This is a genomic window from Variovorax boronicumulans (assembly GCF_030812215.1).
In the GTDB taxonomy this organism is placed as follows: domain Bacteria; phylum Pseudomonadota; class Gammaproteobacteria; order Burkholderiales; family Burkholderiaceae_C; genus Variovorax; species Variovorax boronicumulans_C.
Genome location: NZ_JAUSSG010000008.1, coordinates 231202 through 246789 on the forward strand (window position 1 = coordinate 231202; position 15588 = coordinate 246789).

Annotated in this window: 16 protein-coding genes; 1 reads left to right on the forward strand and 15 read right to left on the reverse strand. The window is 69.1% G+C overall.

Annotated elements, in window-relative coordinates; all coding sequences use genetic code 11:
• Positions 1-13 precede the first annotated feature (13 nt).
• The 15 genes from J2W23_RS21710 to gspG form a co-directional block, all read right to left on the reverse strand.
• On the reverse strand, positions 14-214 hold the full coding sequence (locus J2W23_RS21710) for a hypothetical protein (protein ID WP_307650206.1): 201 nt from the start codon (positions 212-214) through the stop codon (positions 14-16).
• Positions 215-264: 50 nt separating this feature from the next.
• On the reverse strand, positions 265-2355 hold the full coding sequence (locus J2W23_RS21715) for a LamG-like jellyroll fold domain-containing protein (RefSeq protein ID WP_307650207.1): 2091 nt from the start codon (positions 2353-2355) through the stop codon (positions 265-267).
• A 289-nt stretch (positions 2356-2644) separates the two neighbouring features.
• Positions 2645-3544, reverse strand: a complete 900-nt coding sequence (locus tag J2W23_RS21720; RefSeq protein WP_307650208.1) for a 5'-nucleotidase — start codon at positions 3542-3544, stop codon at positions 2645-2647.
• 20 nt (positions 3545-3564) lie between these two features.
• Complete coding sequence (locus J2W23_RS21725) at positions 3565-4152, reverse strand: DUF7822 domain-containing protein (RefSeq protein ID WP_307650209.1); 588 nt, start codon at positions 4150-4152, stop codon at positions 3565-3567.
• Positions 4153-4165: 13 nt separating this feature from the next.
• Positions 4166-5404 carry a type II secretion system inner membrane protein GspF gene (gene gspF / locus J2W23_RS21730; RefSeq protein ID WP_176660308.1) on the reverse strand — a complete coding sequence of 413 codons (1239 nt, stop codon included), beginning with the start codon at positions 5402-5404 and terminating at the stop codon, positions 4166-4168.
• Between the two features lie 15 nt (positions 5405-5419).
• Positions 5420-6811: a GspE/PulE family protein gene (locus tag J2W23_RS21735; protein WP_307650210.1), complete on the reverse strand. Its 1392-nt coding sequence runs from the start codon at positions 6809-6811 to the stop codon at positions 5420-5422.
• A 55-nt stretch (positions 6812-6866) separates the two neighbouring features.
• Complete coding sequence (gene gspD / locus J2W23_RS21740; RefSeq protein ID WP_307650211.1) at positions 6867-9188, reverse strand: type II secretion system secretin GspD; 2322 nt, start codon at positions 9186-9188, stop codon at positions 6867-6869.
• Between the two features lie 2 nt (positions 9189-9190).
• Positions 9191-10000: a type II secretion system protein N gene (gspN, locus tag J2W23_RS21745; protein WP_307650212.1), complete on the reverse strand. Its 810-nt coding sequence runs from the start codon at positions 9998-10000 to the stop codon at positions 9191-9193.
• A gap of 10 nt (positions 10001-10010) precedes the next feature.
• A complete protein-coding gene (gspM, locus tag J2W23_RS21750; protein ID WP_307650213.1) occupies positions 10011-10553 on the reverse strand; it encodes a type II secretion system protein GspM in 543 nt (180 codons plus the stop codon).
• Entirely contained in the window at positions 10550-11764 is a 1215-nt protein-coding gene (gene gspL / locus J2W23_RS21755) for a type II secretion system protein GspL (protein WP_307650214.1), read from the reverse strand. Before gspL ends, gspM begins: the two co-directional genes overlap by 4 nt.
• A gap of 127 nt (positions 11765-11891) precedes the next feature.
• Entirely contained in the window at positions 11892-12872 is a 981-nt protein-coding gene (gene gspK / locus J2W23_RS21760) for a type II secretion system minor pseudopilin GspK (RefSeq protein ID WP_307650215.1), read from the reverse strand.
• 20 nt (positions 12873-12892) lie between these two features.
• Complete coding sequence (locus J2W23_RS21765; protein WP_373423972.1) at positions 12893-13600, reverse strand: PulJ/GspJ family protein; 708 nt, start codon at positions 13598-13600, stop codon at positions 12893-12895.
• Complete coding sequence (gene gspI, locus J2W23_RS21770; RefSeq protein ID WP_307650217.1) at positions 13600-13983, reverse strand: type II secretion system minor pseudopilin GspI; 384 nt, start codon at positions 13981-13983, stop codon at positions 13600-13602. The genes J2W23_RS21765 and gspI overlap by 1 nt, the downstream gene beginning before the upstream one ends.
• Positions 13980-14453 (reverse strand): prepilin-type N-terminal cleavage/methylation domain-containing protein, encoded by a 474-nt coding sequence (locus J2W23_RS21775; RefSeq protein ID WP_307650218.1) that lies wholly within the window; start codon positions 14451-14453, stop codon positions 13980-13982. The genes gspI and J2W23_RS21775 overlap by 4 nt, the downstream gene beginning before the upstream one ends.
• Positions 14428-14868, reverse strand: coding sequence for a type II secretion system major pseudopilin GspG (gene gspG / locus J2W23_RS21780; RefSeq protein ID WP_013539627.1), 441 nt, complete (start codon positions 14866-14868; stop codon positions 14428-14430). Before gspG ends, J2W23_RS21775 begins: the two co-directional genes overlap by 26 nt.
• A 49-nt stretch (positions 14869-14917) precedes the next feature.
• On the opposite strand from gspG, the gene J2W23_RS21785 reads away from it, so the two are divergent.
• Entirely contained in the window at positions 14918-15568 is a 651-nt protein-coding gene (locus J2W23_RS21785; protein WP_307650219.1) for a type II secretion system protein N, read from the forward strand.
• Positions 15569-15588 lie beyond the last annotated feature (20 nt).

Below are 15588 nucleotides of genomic sequence, written 5' to 3' on the forward strand. Positions count from 1 at the left end.
TGGGCTCTCTCTTTCAGGGCGCGCAGCTCTTCACGGGGGCGACGCCGGTCTCGGGCGGGGTCGTCACGGGCGGAGTGGTGGGGGGCGTGCCGGCACCGGGCAGGCCGGCGAAGCCGCCACCGCCGCTGCCGCCGCCGCAGGCGGACAGGGCACAGGCCATGATCAGCGTGGACAGCACGGGCACGAGGCGCGGGGCAAGGAAGGGAATTCGCATGATGGGGATCCTCTTGAGTCGTTTGTTTTCGGGGGGTGATCGGGAGCGATTCAGGGCAGCAGCAACATCAGCGGCTGGCCCGACTTGAAGATGCTGGTCAGCTCGTCGGCGGTGAGCGCACGGTTCCAGATGGCGAACTCGTTGAAGTCCAGCGTGCCGCGCGGCGAGCTGGTCCAGCGCTTGTAGTACTGGCCGGTGCCGTCCTCGTTGAGGCTGAGGCCGTTCTTCAGGCCGCCCAGCTGGGCCACGATGTCGGCGTTGAGGGTGGCGCTGCCGGTCTGCATCGCGCGTGCCGCGTCGAACAGGTAGGCGGTCATCTTCAGGTTGGCCTTGTCGATCACCACCGCCACGTAGGCCCACTGGCCGGCGCTCAGGCCGTAGCCGTTGCTGTCGGCGCGGCCACCGCCCTTGCCGACGTTGAAGCGCAGCTCGCAGCTGCTGAACAGGCCGATCGCCAGGCCGGCGTTGCTGCCGCTGTCGTAGTTCTTGTTGGCAATCACCGAGGCGCCGTCGCCCGCGCCCACGCTGCAGGTCGCGTCGGTGCGCAGCCAGAAGCCGATGGTGTAGGCGGTGACGGCCGGGTTGGTGGCGACGTCGGTGGTCTGCAGCAGGCGGTAGCCGGCCGTGCCGCTCGCGTTCTTCACCGTGCTGTCGACACGCAGCGCCTTGACCTTGTAGGGAAGCTTGAAACCGTCGTCGACCACCGTGCCGCCGTTGGCATCGGCCGCCCAGGGCGCGAGGGTGGAGGCGTTCTTCAGGTCCGTGGCCGGCAGCGTGTCCAGCGGGTAGTAGTTGACGAGGCCGTTCACCAGCGTGGGCGCAAGCGTCGCGGGCTTCACGTAGGCAAGCTGCGCGGCGAGCGCGATGCTGGCTTCGCCGGCGACGACGGTGTACTGGTAGGTGTAGAGCCCATCCGCGTCGGCCACGATGGGGTCGGCGTAGGCGGTCGAGCCCGCCGGCAGCGTGGCCACCAGCTTGCCGTCGCGCAGCACCTGCACCGGCGCGGTCGCAGCGCCCGAGAGCGCCCACGAGAGCTCGATGCTGTTCTTGTCGGCACCCGCCTTGGCGGTGAGATTGCGCAGTGATGTGGCTGCCTGCAGAGCCTGCCCGTTGAAGTTGTAGGCCTCCGCCGCCGGCAGTGCGCCGAGGTGGCGCAGCACGGTCGGTGCGATGTCTGTCGCCGCGGCGAGCTGCAGCAGCGCGGTGTCCGCCGGTGCGGCCGTGCCCGTTCCGGGCAGTGCGGCCAGCGTCTTGTTGCTGGCGATGAAGACGGTCTTGTTGTCGATGGCCTGCAGGCCGGAGGCCGTGCCGAAGGCGTCCAGGCCGTGGCCGGTGGTGAGGATGACGAGCCAGTCTTCCTTCGCATCGTTGGCCGTGCGTTGCGCAATGCGCGCGAGCAACCGGCCGACTGCGGCCGAGGTGTCGGAAATCGCGCGCTGGTAGGCGTCGCTCTTCAGGCCGTTGCCGGCGGCGGCGGCCGGTGCGCCGTACTGCGCGACCGTCAGGTCGTAGCCGGCATCGATGAACTGCGCGGTGCGCTCGGTCACGCAGGCATCGGCGCCTGCGCAATCGACAGCACCGTCGACGGTGCCGCTCTCGTTGGCCAGCAACTGCGGATAGAGCGCATTCGAGGTGACCGACGCGGTCTTGTAGCCGGCCGCCTTGTTCTGCTTGGCGAGCGCGAAGATCGAAGGCGCGAGCTTCGCATCGATGCGCTGGTCGACCGTGTCCCAGCGCACGCTGTGGCGCGTCACCCAGGTGCCCGTCAGCAGCGTGGCCCAGCCCGGGCCATCGGTGGTGCGCTGTTCGCTCGGCGTGCCGTTGGCGCCGCCGGTCCATGCGGGTGCCACGCGCAGCGACTGCAATGCCGGCACCTTGTTCTGAGCGATGGCATCGCGCAGGGCGGCGTGCGTGAGGCCGTCGATCTCCACGACGAGCGCCTTGGGGCCACTCTTGCCTTGGTTGGTACCGGATGCAGGCGGGTTGCCACCGCCACTGCTGTTGGCGGGCGGCACATTGACGAGCGGGAAGGAAACACCGCCGCCATCACCACCGCCGCAAGCGGCAAGCGCTAACGAGGTGGCGAGGGGCAGGAGCCAACGCGCGAAATGCGCGGCGTGCGAAGGTGTGGTCGGGCGCATCGGAGAAAGCCGGTGTGTCTGTCTGTCGGAGGGATGGACGCCGGTGCGGCAAAAAAAAAGCGCCACGAGGGCACTGCGCACCGAACAGACAGCGAGGCTAAGAAGCGCGCGTTACGCCGCAATGAATGCGGGATGACAGAGCGAAGTCGTGCGCGTGACGACGCACGGATCAACGCTCAAGAAAACGGGCGGAATTTGTTCCGGAGATGCCGCGGGCCCGGTTTTGCCGGGCCGCCGGCATCGCCCCCTGCAGGGGGCGATGCGACGCGGAGTGCGCGAAGCCTGGGGACTAGCCCTCGTTGCTGATCCCGCTGGCCACATGCCCCGCGGGCACATGCCGCGAGGCCGCATCGACGTGACCTGTCTGGTCGTCGAAGAAGAAGTCGGGCTCGAACTCGCGCAGGAACTCGCCCTTGGGCAGGCCGCCGAGGAACATCGCCTCGTCGACGCGGATGTTCCAGTTCATCAGCGTGCGGATCGCGCGCTCGTGCGCCGGCGCGCTGCGCGCGGTGACCAGCGCGGTGCGGATGCGCATCTGCGCGTTGCCCGCCATCTGCAGGCGATGCAGCGCGGCCAGCAGCGGCTTGAACGGCCCGCCGGGCAATGGCAGCTCGGCCTTGCTGAGTTCATGGGCCTGGAAGGCGTCGAGCCCCTCGGCCTGGAACACGCGCTCGGCCTCGTCGGAGAACAGCACCGCGTCGCCGTCGAAGGCGATGCGCACTTCGTTCGGCCAGGCATCGCTCGCCTTCACCGATTCGACCAGCACCCGCGCGGCCGGAAAGCCCGCGACCAGCGCCTCGCGCACGTCCTCTGCATTGACGGAAAGGAACAGATGCGCACGCAGCGGGCGCAGGTAGCCGAAGGGCGGCCGGCCTTGCGTGAACACGCCGCGCTGCAGCTTGATGTCGGCCGCCGCGCTCGACTTGAAGATGCGCATGCCCGAGACCGGATCGTTGCGCGAGAGGATCACCACCTCCACGCGCTGCACGCCGTCGTCGTTGAAGCGCAAGAGCTTACGGATCAGCGAGTACGCGATGCCGGGTGCGGCCGGCACGTCGAGCCGGTCGAGCTGCAGCTTCATGTAGCCCTCGTTGTCGCCGGATTCGAAGATCCTGTTTTCTTCCTCGAGGTTGAAGAGCGCGCGCGAGGAGATCGCGACCACGAGTTTGTCTTCGAGTGTGACTGGCATGGCGGCGTGCGGGCGGAGGTTCAGGAGGCGTCGTCGGGGGCTTCGCCGAGCGAGAAGTAGAGCGTATCCGACCAGTAGCCCAGGCCCAGGTCGCGCAGCGGTGCCTCGATGCTCTCCTGGGATGGTGTGAGGATGCGGTCCCAGAAGCTCTTTTTCTTCGGGGCCAGAAGGGCCAGGGCCGCCTCGACCTCGGCGTCGATGTTTTGCACGCCGTGCAGCAGGCTTGCGGCCTGTGTCTCGAGTGGCGTGTCGTCCATGCCGAGGACTTCGGCGCATTCCAGAAAGATGTAGCCGTTGCGGTCGGCGTGGCGGTTCAGGAAGTCGAGCGCCTGGTCGCGCATCGGTGCGATGGCGGGGTGGTCGATGCGGGCCAGGAACTGCGCGAGCCGGTCGATGCCCGCGCCAGCGCGGCCCGCGAGCGCCGTGGGTTCGGGCATGGACCAGATCAGCGAGCGGCAGCGCTGCACGTCGGCCGACACCAGCAGCCGGTAGACCAGCGGGATGTTGTACTTGCACTCCGAGAGGCCCTTGAGCTGTCTCGGATCGTTTTCCGTGGCGTCCGGGCCCGGAACGAAGGGGCTTGCGAACAGGTAGCTTCGATTGGCCATGGCGAAACTCCCGTTATTTGACGAACTGGTTCAGCTGGATGATGGGCAGCATCACGGCCAGCACGATCAGCATCACCACGCCGCCCATCGCCACGATGAGCAGCGGCTCGAGGATGGTGGCCAGGTGCATCGCGCGGCGCTGCACTTCGGCGCCCAGTTGGTTGGCCGCACGCTGCAGCATCAGCGGCAGCGTGCCGGTCTGCTCGCCCAGGCGCGCGAACATCGACACGAGGCCCGGAAAGCGCTTCTTCTGCGCGAGCGCCGAAGCGAGCGGTGCGCCTTCGCGCACCAGCACCAGCGCATCGAGCGCGTCGGCGCGCATCGCGCGGTTGCCCAGCGTTTCGGAGGCGGCCTGCAGCGCGCGCAGGATCGGCACGCCGGCCGTCGCCAGCATCGCGAGCGTGCTCGCAAAGCGAGCCGCGTTGTAGCCGCGCGCGAGCTTGCCCACCAGCGGCAGCTTGAGCCAGACCGCATCGAACTTGAGGCGGAACGCTTCCTGAGCCAGCGCCACGCGCGCACCGATGGCAAGGAGCACGACGCCGCCCAGCATCCACCAGCCGTAGTTGCGCACACCCGCGCTCAGCGAGAGCATCACGGTGGTGAGAAAAGGCAGCGAGCGCTTGGTGCCCGCGAACACCTGCGCCACCTGCGGCACCACGTAGCTTACGAGAAAGATCACGATCACGATCGCCACCAGCGTGACGATGGCCGGGTACAGCGCCGCGCCGACCAGCTTCTGCTGCAGCGCCTGGCGCTCTTCGAGGTCGTCGGCCAGGCGGTCGAGCACGAGGCCGAGGTTGCCGCTCTGCTCGCCGGCGCCGATCACGGCGGTGTAGATGGGCGAGAACTCGCGCGAGTGCGCCGACAGCGCGCGCGCGAAGGGCGAACCCGCGTTGACCTCGGCGCGCAGCGAGGCAACGAGGTTGCGCTGCGGCTCGGACTCGGCTTCGTCGGTGAGCGCGGTGAGCGCGCGTTCGAGCGGCAGGCCCGACGAGACGAGCCCCGCGAGCTGGCGGGTCCACACGGCCAGGCCTGTGGAATTGAAGACGCGCTTGCCTCCGCCCAGCCAGCGCGAAAGACCGCTGCGCTGCCCGGTGCCATTGATATGGTCGCTGCCGACCGGCTTGACCGACAGCGGAATCAGCGCCTGCGCGCGCAGCAGGCTGCGGGCGCTGCGCGCGGTGTCGGCCTCGAGCACGCCTTCGCGCGACTGGCCGCTGGCGTCGATGGCTTCGAAGGAATAGGCGGGCATGGCGAGACGGCGGCGCTAGTCGCGCGTGACGCGCAGCAACTCTGCACGCGAAGTGATGCCGGCCTGCACCAGCCGCTCGCCGTCTTCGCGCATGAGCCGCAGGCCGCCGCGCGCGCCGGCCTTGAGCAGTTCGCTCTCGGCCGCCTTGCTGTGGATGAGGCCCTGCACGGTTTCATCGGCCACCAGCAATTCGAAGATGCCGGTGCGGCCCTGGTAGCCCGTTTGCCCGCAGACATCGCAGCCGGCGCCCGCGCAGCTCGTGCAGACCTTGCGCACGAGGCGCTGCGCGAGCACGCCCAGCAGCGACGAACTCAAAAGGAACGGCTCCACGCCCATGTCGGTGAGGCGCGTGACGGCACTGACCGAATCGTTGGTGTGCAGCGTGGCCAGCACCAGGTGACCGGTGAGCGAAGCCTGGATGGCGATCTGCGCGGTCTCGAAGTCGCGGATTTCCCCGATCATGATCACGTCCGGGTCCTGCCGCAGGATCGCGCGCAGGGCCTTGGCGAAGGTGAGCTCGATCTTGGCGTTGATCTGCGTCTGGCCCACGCCCGGCAGCTCGTACTCGATGGGGTCTTCCACCGTCATGATGTTGCTGCGGCTCGCATCGAGCCGGGCCAGCGCGGCATACAGCGTGGTGGTCTTGCCCGAGCCGGTCGGGCCGGTGACGAGGATGATGCCGTGCGGCTGCGTGATGAGCTTCTCGAAGCGCTCCAGCGTGTCGCCCAGCATGCCCACCGATTCGAGCGTGAGCTTCGATTCGCTCTTGTCCAAGAGGCGCAGCACGGCGCGTTCGCCATGCGCGCTCGGCAGCGTGGAGACCCGCACGTCGACCGCGCGCGTGCCGATGCGCAGGCTGATGCGCCCGTCCTGCGGCAGCCGCTTCTCGGAGATGTCGAGGTCGGCCATGATCTTCAGGCGCGAGATCAGCGCGGCGTGCAGCGCGCGGTTGGGCTGTACCACCTCGCGCAACGTGCCGTCGATGCGAAAGCGCACGGACGAAGTGCGTTCGTAGGGCTCGATGTGGATGTCGCTCGCACCGTCGCGCGCGGCCTGCGTGAGCAGCGCGTTGAGCATGCGGATGATGGGCGCATCGCCCGCGCTGGCCAGCAAGTCCTCGACCGCCGGCAGCTCCTGCATCATGCGGGAGAGGTCGGCGTCGTTCTGCACTTCGCTCACCACCGCGGCGGCACTCGATTCGCCCTGCGCATAGGCCGCGCTGATGCGTTGCGCGAGCGGGCCGTCGGCCAGCACCTCGAAAGCCTGCACGTTGTACTTGCGCGCCACTTCGCCGACCGCGCTGCGCGCGGGGTGGTCCGACATCCACAGCGTGTAGCGGCCGTCGTCGGTTTCTTCGAGAAGGAGTTGCTGGCTGCGTGCGAACGCGTAGGGCAGGGGGTAGCGCATGGGCAGAGTCAGCAGGGCGTGTGCGTGGGGGGCGTCGAAACGGAGGACAAAAGCATCAGGGCAGTTCGCGCGAACTCACCGGGTCGGCCGTGGCTGGCAGCGCGCCGCGCAGCGGGCTCGGCGCCAGCTGGCGGTTGTCCGCGGCGGGTTGCGGCGGCGGAATGAGCTGTGTGCCCTGGAGGCGGGTCTCTCTCTGCCGGCCGGTGTCGGCTGCGCGCGGCGGAAGTTCGGGCAGCACGTTCGCGCCGTCCACGGCGCGCAGCATCACGTTGGAGGTATCGGGCTGCGTGCGCTGCTGCAAGCCGCGGATCTCGTCGTACCGGTCGTAGGCGAAGGCTTCGGTCGTATTGCCGTCGCGCATGACCGCCGGACGCAGGAACATCATGAGGTTGATCTTTTCGCGCGAACGGGCCTGGCTCTTGAACAGGTTGCCGAGCACCGGGATGTCGCCCGCGACCGGCACCTTCTCGACCGTGTTGTTGTAGCTGTCCGACAGCAGGCCGCCGAGCATGACCAGCCCGCCGTCTTCCACCAGCACGCTCGATTCGATGGAGCGCTTGCTGGTGGTCGGGCCGTTCGTGTTGTTGATGCTCTGCTGGTCGACCGTGGAGGTCTCCTGGAAGATCGTCAGTTTCACGGTGCCGTTCTCGTTGATGGTCGGGCGCACGCGCAGCGTGAGGCCCACGTCCTTGCGCTCGACCGTGGTGAACGGGTTGACGCCTACCGAGCCCGAGGTGCTGGCGTAGGAGCCCGTGGGGAAGGGCACGTTCTGGCCGATGACGATCTTGGCCTCCTCGTTGTCCAGCGTCAGCAGGTTGGGCTTGGACAGCACGTTGGCATCCTTGTCGCTGTCGAAGAAGCTGGCGATCGCGCCCAGGATGTACTGGCCGCCGATCTTGCCCGCGATGCCGAGGTTCATGCCCGGCGCGAGCTGGATGCCGGCCACGTTTTTAGTGGCCAGTGCCTGAGTGAGCGCCAGGATGCTGGAGCCGGCGACGGTGGAGTTGGTGCCGATCACCGCGTTGTTGCCCAGCGCGCTTTGCCACTGCACGCCGAACTTCGCGGCCGCCGTGTCGCTCACCTCGACGATCAGCGCCTCGATCATCACCTGCGCGCGCCGGCCGTCGAGCTTGTCGATCACCGCGCGCATCTGGCGGTACTGCGGTTCGGGCGCCGTGATGATCAGCGAGTTGGTCGACGGGTCGGCCTGGATCTGGCCGCCGGTGGACGGTTGGTTGGCGTTGTTGAGCGGCGCATTGGCGGCCGGCGAACCGCTTTGCCCGCTGCCGCTCATGCTGCTCTGGTTGTTGGGCTGGAAGCTGGTCTGCTGCGGTGCGGGGCTGCTGCCGCCGCCGGTGGCGCCGGGCGTGCCCGGCGTGGCCTGCTGGTTCGCCGCCATCGCTGCGCGCAGCGTGGCCGCCAGCCGCACCGCATCGGCATTCTTCAGATAGACCACGTAGATGTTGCCGGCCAAGCCGTTGCTGCTTTCCGCGGGCGGACGGTCGAGCTTCTCGACCAGCGTGCGAACCAGTTGCGCGCGTGCCGGATTGGCTGCGCGCAAGATGAGCGAATTGCTGCGCGGATCGGCCAGCAGCGTGGTGCGGAACGACGCATCGACCGCGCCGGGTGCAGCCCCGGGGGCCGCGCCCGAACCGCTGCCGTCGACCAGCCGCTGCACCAGCGGCAGCAGGTCGCTCGCGACCGAGTGCTTGAGCTGGATGATCTCGATGTCCGACGCGTTGGGCACGTCGAGCGCCGCGATGATGCGCGCGAGCCGGCGCATGTTGTCGGCGTAGTCGGTGATCACGAGCGAGTTGTTGCCCGGGTTCACGTTGATGGTGTTGTTCGGCGGAATCAGCGGGCGCAGCACCGGCAACAGGCTGTTGGGCGACTCGTAGTTGAGCCGGAAGATCTGCGTGACGATCTGGTTGCTGCCCGACGAAGCGGTGGCGCCGATCGAGGTGTTCACGGTGCTGCTCTGCAGCTTGGCATCGGCCTCGGGCACCACCTTGTAGAGGCCGTCGGCCTCCACCACCGCAAAGCCCTGCAGGCGCAGCGCTGAGGCGAACTGGTTGAAGGCGGCGGCCGGCTGGATCGCGCGGTCGGTGACCAGGTTCATCGTGCCCTTGACGCGCGGATCGACCACCACGTCGCGCCCGGTGACCACCGCCATGGTGCGGGCCACGGCCTCGATGTCGGCATTGGAGAAATTGAGCGTGATCGGCTCGCCGCGGCGCGGCGCGTCGCCCTGCGCGAAGGCGGGCGGCAACACCTGCAGGAAGGACGCCGCGATCAGCAGGCGCGCCGCGAGTGCGACGATGCCGAGGCGGGCGCCGGGCGTGCCGTGCGAGCCGAACGAGGGAGGGGACTTCGTCATGATCAACCCAGGGTGATGATCGAACGCGCGTTGTCGCGTCGTCCGATGATGTTCAACAAATTGGAAAGAGCGTCTTCGCGGCCGGCCGCGGCACTGGCTTCGCCGTTGAAGCGGAAGGCAGTGCCGTTCCAGCTGCCGCTGCCGTTCAGTTGCAGGCTGCCTTCGCGCGTGCTGAGCAGGAGCGTGGGGCTGTTGCCGCCTTCGAGCGAGAGCCGGTAACTGCCCATCGGCTTGAGGGTCGACAGGCTGGAGGAAACATCGGTGGCGTCGAGCGTGGCCTGGCCCGCGATGCGCAGCACGGGGCCGTCCCACTGCAACGAGAAGGCCTTGGTGGAAAGGTCGAGCGCACCGTCGAGCTTGAGCGTGTTCCAGGGTGCGCCGAGGCCGGTGAGCATCGTGGCGGGCCAGCGCGAGCGGCCGTCCTGCCAGTCGAGCAGCACGCCGTTGCCGCGCGGGCTGGCCTTGAGTTCGAGCGGACGCGGGGCGCAGCAGGGTAGGTCGAGCGAAGCAAAGATGCCACTGAAGCTCGGGCGCAGGCGCCAGTGCAGGAGGCCGGGCAGCGAGACGGCCTGCGCACCGCCGGTGCCGCTCGCGAACACCACGGCGGCCGCGCCGTTCCATACGGTCCCGCGCGGGTTGACCAGCAGCAGCCGGCCCTGGCTCCAGTTCGACAGCGCCGAGGCGAGCCAGCGCGCGGGCGCGAACAGCACCACCGCCAGCACCGCGCCGATCACGATGCCGAGGAGAGCCCAGCGCCAGCCGCGTCGCGGCTTGGGCTCGGAGAGTGCGGAAAGCGGAGCGCGCGTCACCATGCCGGGCTGTTCATCGAGGGGCGGGCAACGCCATCACGACGGTGCCCTCCCAGCGGACCTGCGGAAGCTGCGGCGCGTCCTTGTCCTTGTTGCCGGGCGCCGGCGGGGTGGCGGGTGCGCGCGTGAGGTGCACTTCGCGCGGCACCGCATGCGCATTGCCGCGCGCCTGCGCGAGCCACTGGGCGACCGTGCTGGCGGGCGTGGCGCGCAGCGTGACGGTGGCGCCGTCGCCACCGGCCGTCATCAGCTGCGCGTTGTTCACGCCGAGGCCCTCGCGCACCGACGTCTCGAGCGAGCGCAGCGCTTCGTCGCGGGCGAGGCGGGGCTGCGACTGCAGCGCCTTCGCGCGGTTCTGCAAGGTGGTCATCTGCTGCAGTTGCGCATCGAGCTGCGCGTGTTCGGCCGGTGCCGCGGCCAGCGTGCGCAGCGCGGGAGCGAGCGCAATCCACCAAAGCAAGGCAAGTACCACGAGCGCGACGGCCCCGCCGACCATCTGGCGCTCGCGCATCGCGAGGGCGGCCCAGCGGGCCTTGAGTTGTTCGCTGAAGTTCATCGGGGAGTGGCCTCGGCCTGCACGAGCAGCAGGTCGCCCTCGGTGCGCACGTTGTAGCCGCGTGGCGCCATCGCACCGGTGATCTGCGAGACCTCCGACGGCTGCAGCCCGAGGCCGCGCAGGCGCAGCTGGCCATTGGTGTAGTCGACGGCCGAAGGCGTGCGGCCGGGCGGAAGGTTGGTGGCGAGCGCGCCGACCATGGGTTCGAAATCGGTTGCCGCCACGTCGCCCACGGCCTGCTGGAGCGCGGCGACTTCGCGCGTCATCTGCAGTTGCGGGTCGATCACGATCTTCACCGAGGGGAAGGTCTGCGTGAGGATGGTCTTGGCGGCCTGTCGCTTGGACTCGAGCGCGCTGCGCTCCTTCCAGGCCCAGGCGTTGAGGCCGATCAGTTGCGTGAGCAGCAGCACGACGATGCCCCAGCGCGCGGCGCGCCATTCGGGCGCGTAGCGCAGCGTCTGCAGCACGGAGGCGAATTTCTTGCCTGCACGTGCGCGGCCGGTTGCGGCGAGATCGAACTGCGCGAGCTCCCACGGCGTGCGCGCGGCGTTGAGCCAACGCTGCGGCGCCTTCACGATCGGCACGCGACGCTCCAGCAGGTGCTCGGCCGCTTCGGCGACCGCGGGCTCGGTGGTGATGACGGCGGTGTCGAGAGGCAGGCTGCCCGACAGCGCCAGCCCGGCGCCGGCCAGCGGCAGCGAGACCACGCCATCGGCATCGCAGACGGTGAGCTGCGGGGCTTCGGGTTCGCCGGTGATTTGCAGCAGCGCCGGGCCGTCGGCGGCCTGCGGTGCGAATTCGGGGACGATGCGCACGACGCGGCGTCCGGCCGCTTCGAGCCCCTGCACGATGCTGCGCAGCCAGATGCGGTTGCACGCCGCCACCCACACGGGGGCACCGGCTTTCGCGTCGGGCTCGAGCGCGAAGTGCAGGGCCTCGGGGTCGTCGAGCAGGTGTTCTTCGAGCAGGCCGTCGAGCACGGCGCGCAGCTTCGAGGCGCTGCCCATGCTGCCCTTGGGCAGCGTGACGCGGTGCCACGACAGCGCCGCGGAAGGAATGCCGAGCGTGACTTCGCTGCCCGAGGGCAACAGTGCCAGCAGCGCACGGCCCTGGTCGCGCAATGCAATGCCGTCGTCGCCGGCCTGGGCCCAGTCGTACTCACCCGCGGCGTCGGCCGGAGGCAGAGGGGCAATGAGCAGCAGCGGGGTCATGGAGATGGTCGGAAAAGCCGGTGATTGTAGGAGGGCGTCTGACAGTCAATCGCTATTATTTGAATAGCATGGTTGACAGTTGTGACGGGCGTTATAAGGCTTTTTGATCAATATATGTCAACGGTACTCAGGGTTTAGCCGGAGTGGTCGTTGCGCCGGCGCCGCGGGTGCGCCAGACCGTCGTCACGGTGACACCATTGCGTTGCAGGAGGGAGTGCTCTTCGACCCAGGTGCGGTCCAGGCGCAGGCGGCCGTAGACCTCGAAGTACTGAGAGCCCACGCCGTGCTGGTTTGCGTTGAAGCGGGAGCCTTCGCTGGGCAGCCCCTGGTTGGCCTCGTCGACGGTCTTGAAGAAGGAGCGGGTGCGCTTTTCCACCAACTGCCGCGCGCTGGCGATCGGCATGTTTTCCAGGCTGGCGCTGATGGCCTCGGCGCTCGCGGTGTTGAGGTTGAGCGTGGTGCGCACCGGCAGGATCGTCACGTAGGGCTCGATGGCCGCGGCGGTCGAGGGCGAGAGCCCGAGCCACACCAGTTGCGAGACCTCCTGCGGCATCAATGGTGCATTGCCCGCATCGCCACCGCCGGAGGCCTCGTCGGTGCCGGTGGACAGCGTCCTCACGAGCCCGGTCGTCATCTGGCTGAGCTCCGAGGCCGGCAGGCCCAGCAGGTTGAAGAGCCGGGTGAAGGTGGCGACGCTGGCGGGCACCGGCTTGCCCGCATCGACCAGCGACAGCACGTTGAGCTTGGACTGCGCATCGACGATGCGGCCCGACAGAAAAGCATCGGGCAGGCCTTCGAGGTTGTCGCTCGCCACGTTCTTCTCGGCCGACAGGAAGCTGGTGAGTCGGACTTCTTCGAGCGGCACCGCCCACGGTTCGCCCAAGTGATCGGGGCCGCCGGCGCGGCCGTCCTCGGCGAGGATCAGGCGCGACCAGTCGAGCGCACCGATCAGCACCCACGCGGCCTGCACGCGCGCGCGCTCGGCGCCTTCGACTTCGGCCGCGCGCCATTGCTGCCACAGCGCGGCGGCGGAGAAGGTGGCAACGAGCATCACCGTCAGCATTGCGGCGAGCAGCGCGGCGCCGGACTGCCGGCGTGCGCGGCGCATGGGCACAGGGGCGTGCTTTCTCATGATGAACGCGCCGCCCCCACGGTCGGCTTGACCCAGTCGCGCGTGAGCGTGCCCGACAGCCCGTCGCCAGGTGGCAGGGTGATCACCAGACGCACGCCATCGGGCATGTTGACGATCGCGCCCGCGGGGTTGCCCGGGTTGGCCGGATTGGTCGGCGGGTTGGGTGCCGTGGGGAGCGAACCCGCCGGCGTCCAGGTGTTGTCGCGGAAGTAATAGAGCTGCCAGCCGCTGGCGGGCATCAGCACCACGTCGTTGTAGCCGCCGCCTTGCGCGCCGCCGTCCTGCGCCCAGGAGGCCGCGAGGTTCCAGGCCTGTTGCCATTCGCCGCGCGTGGTGAAGGCCTGCGACTGCCAGCGTTGCCAGCGCGGGCCTTCGGCGCCCGGCCGCAGGGTCCAGGCCACCACCAGCATGGCGGGCGCCGTTGGATCGCTGCTGCGGCGCGTGAGCCGCAGCACGTTGCCGTCCCAGTCGATGGGGCGGGTCTGCGCGATCGAGGTCACGGCATCGAGGTCGGCGCCCCATTGGGCGAGCGTGGCCTGCAGGGTCAGGATGGCGTCGGCGCGCTGCTGGTTCTGCGTGGTGGCGCGCGACATGCTGTCCAGCCCGCGCCAGCTCACGAGCGAGAGCAGCGCCATCACCGAGATGGCCACGAGCAGCTCGATCAGCGTGAAGCCGCGCGACGTCTTCGTCTTCATCGCCATCATCAGAAGCGCCCCACCACGGTCGAGATGCGCAGGATCGGCGCGTTGACCTCGTCGCGTACCTGCACGTCGACGCGCCGGAAGTTCGGATTGAGCGTGGGCACCGTCGAGGTCGTCACGTTGAACGAGGTGCCCGCCTGCACGCAGATGGAGCCCGAGTCGCCCACGGCCGGCATCTGCCGCGCGAGGCGGGCCTTGGCGAGTTCGTTTTCGGCGCACAGGCTGGCCAGCACCAGGTCGGACTGGCGCAGCGCGTTGCGCGTGAGCGACATCGTGGCCTGCGAGCCCGCGGCCAGCGCGAGCGCGACGATGCCCAGCGCGATCAGCACTTCGATCAGCGTGAAACCGCTGGAGGCCCATGCCCTTTTTCGGCGCCGCAATCTCATGGAACGGGAAAGACGGTGAAGGGGCGCAGGCCGTCGGTGGCGATGCGCAGCGCGCGCGCGGGCGGGCCGGCGGAATAGAGCGTGATCTGCTGCGCCGCGATGATTGGATCGGGCCCGAGTTGCAGCGCGGGAACCAGCGTGCCGTTGCCCAGCGCGGCCTGGGCGGTGATGCCTTCGGCGACCCAGCCGCTGGGAATCGCATCGGCCGGAAGGCCATCGAAGACGAAACTGCCTTCGACCGGGCGCCACCGCACGGCGACGCCGCTGGCCCGCGACTGGGCGCGGGCGGATTCGAGGAGGGCGGCGAGCCGGTCGGCTTCGCGGTCGAGCTTGGCCGCGTTGGTGTCGCGCATGGCAAAGCTCACGCTGGCGGTGGCGATCGCGATGATCGCGATCACGATGATCAGCTCGAGCAGCGTGAAGCCGCGCGCCGTGCCCTTGCTGCTATTGCCAGCTGCCGATGTCGGCATTCTTGCCCTCGCCGCCGTTCTGGCCATCGGCGCCGAACGAGAGCACGTCGATTTCGCCCTTGATGCCCGGGTTCATGTACTGGTAGGGATGGCCCCAGGGGTCGTTGGGCAGCTTCTCGACGTAGGGCTTCCAGTTCGGGGCGGCCGGGCCGACGGTCGGGCGCGTCAGCAGCGATTGCAGGCCCTGCTCGGCGGTCGGATAGCGCTGGTTGTCCAGGCGGTAGAGCTTGAGCGCCTGCATCAGGTTGTTGATGTCGGTGCGGGCGGCCGTCACGCGGGCGTCGTCGGCACGCTCGATCACGTTCGGCACGATCAGTGCGGCGAGCACGCCGATGATGACCAGCACCACCATCAGTTCGATCAGCGTGAAGCCGCGCTGGGCGGTCCGGGAGGCGGCACGAAGGAATTTGTTCATAGGTTGGGCGACATGATTCGGAAAGCGCGCTGCATGATAATCCGCGCCCATGACAAGTCCTTACTCCGCCGCCCGCTGGCATGCCCCACTTGCAACGACAGGGCTTTGGGCGCTGGCAGCCGGCGCCGCGGTGTTCTGGGCCTTGCGCCTCTCGTCGCCGGCCGATGCGGTGGCCGCCGCGGCCGCGATGCCTCGGCCCTCGGTCACGGCGGATGCCGAGGCGGTCGGGCGATTGCTCGGCGTGGTCTCCGCGCAGTCCGCTGCGCCCGCGGCTCCCGAGACGGCCAGCCGCTTCGCGCTGGTGGGCGTGGTGGCCGATCCGTCGAACCAGGGTGCTGCGTTGATCGCCATCGACGGCAAGCCGCCCAAGCCGTTCCGTGTCGGTTCCCGTGTCGGCGACAACTACGTGCTGCAGTCGGTGGGCGTGCGCGCGGCAACGCTCGGCGCGCAGGCCGATGGGCCGCCGGCGTTCACGCTTCAGCTGCCGGTGCGTGCGCCGATCAGCGTGGGCTTGCCGCCGCCGCCGATCTCCGGTGTGTCGCCGATGCCCGCGCCAGTCCAGGCGCCGGCGCAGAGGTCGGCCGCGATGCTGCCGTCCACCATGCCTGCGGTGGCGATGCCGCCACCGCAGCAGTCGCCGCAATCGCAGCCCGAGGCGGCGCAACAGCCGCAAGGACAGGCGCCAGCCGCCGCGCAATAGCGCGACGCAGCGACGACGAA

Coding starts and splice junctions, on each gene's coding strand:
- J2W23_RS21710 (WP_307650206.1), bottom strand. CDS start 214: ATGCGAATTCCCTTCCTTGCCCCGCGCCTCGTGCCCGTGCTGTCCACG.
- J2W23_RS21715 (WP_307650207.1), bottom strand. CDS start 2,355: ATGCGCCCGACCACACCTTCGCACGCCGCGCATTTCGCGCGTTGGCTC.
- J2W23_RS21720 (WP_307650208.1), bottom strand. CDS start 3,544: ATGCCAGTCACACTCGAAGACAAACTCGTGGTCGCGATCTCCTCGCGC.
- J2W23_RS21725 (WP_307650209.1), bottom strand. CDS start 4,152: ATGGCCAATCGAAGCTACCTGTTCGCAAGCCCCTTCGTTCCGGGCCCG.
- gspF (WP_176660308.1), bottom strand. CDS start 5,404: ATGCCCGCCTATTCCTTCGAAGCCATCGACGCCAGCGGCCAGTCGCGC.
- J2W23_RS21735 (WP_307650210.1), bottom strand. CDS start 6,811: ATGCGCTACCCCCTGCCCTACGCGTTCGCACGCAGCCAGCAACTCCTT.
- gspD (WP_307650211.1), bottom strand. CDS start 9,188: ATGACGAAGTCCCCTCCCTCGTTCGGCTCGCACGGCACGCCCGGCGCC.
- gspN (WP_307650212.1), bottom strand. CDS start 10,000: ATGGTGACGCGCGCTCCGCTTTCCGCACTCTCCGAGCCCAAGCCGCGA.
- gspM (WP_307650213.1), bottom strand. CDS start 10,553: ATGAACTTCAGCGAACAACTCAAGGCCCGCTGGGCCGCCCTCGCGATG.
- gspL (WP_307650214.1), bottom strand. CDS start 11,764: ATGACCCCGCTGCTGCTCATTGCCCCTCTGCCTCCGGCCGACGCCGCG.
- gspK (WP_307650215.1), bottom strand. CDS start 12,872: ATGCGCCGCGCACGCCGGCAGTCCGGCGCCGCGCTGCTCGCCGCAATG.
- J2W23_RS21765 (WP_373423972.1), bottom strand. CDS start 13,600: ATGATGGCGATGAAGACGAAGACGTCGCGCGGCTTCACGCTGATCGAG.
- gspI (WP_307650217.1), bottom strand. CDS start 13,983: ATGAGATTGCGGCGCCGAAAAAGGGCATGGGCCTCCAGCGGTTTCACG.
- J2W23_RS21775 (WP_307650218.1), bottom strand. CDS start 14,453: ATGCCGACATCGGCAGCTGGCAATAGCAGCAAGGGCACGGCGCGCGGC.
- gspG (WP_013539627.1), bottom strand. CDS start 14,868: ATGAACAAATTCCTTCGTGCCGCCTCCCGGACCGCCCAGCGCGGCTTC.
- J2W23_RS21785 (WP_307650219.1), top strand. CDS start 14,918: ATGACAAGTCCTTACTCCGCCGCCCGCTGGCATGCCCCACTTGCAACG.